The following is a 482-nucleotide window of genomic DNA, read 5'->3' on the forward strand; positions in this document are numbered from 1 at the left end:
CAAAAATTCCGTGAAAGTTACATAATTTAGCCCCAGTAATAACAAACACCCAAAAATCGACACCACTCTTATCGCGGGGGATCCGAGGAAGATGTAGAGAGGGATTAGCAGCAAAACGCACAAGTAATTCTTAGAAAAGAAAAAGACCAAAAAAACACAAAAGTTATCTGAAGAAGAAAAAGGCTAACATAAAAAGAAACGGAATTTAGCTTTAAGCACAAGTTGTAATGATTGTAACAGCCGCATTAAATTCAATTTTCTGATGGGCACGGCGCGCTAGTGCTTCTTCATCGCTACCCCAGTACTCCAGCAGCCAATCATCATCTAAATGGGCAATATTCCAAGCATATTCTGTATTAATTTTCATAGCAAAAACAGCAAGAGCAATAAGAGCTGATCCTGTTAAAGTTGTCAGGACGTGAAGTGCAGCAAGCATATAAGGACACTCAACGTTACGCAAATAACTGCTTCCCGCTTGAATG

General features: G+C 39.4%; 1 pseudogene. It reads right to left on the minus strand.

Annotated elements, in window-relative coordinates:
* Positions 1-211 precede the first annotated feature (211 nt).
* A pseudogene (locus tag J7R10_RS08580) lies at positions 212-482 on the minus strand (ATPase); the annotation flags it as partial.

It is taken from the genome of Bartonella vinsonii subsp. berkhoffii ATCC 51672 (assembly GCF_902825225.1).
GTDB classification, from domain to species: Bacteria; Pseudomonadota; Alphaproteobacteria; order Rhizobiales; family Rhizobiaceae; genus Bartonella; species Bartonella berkhoffii.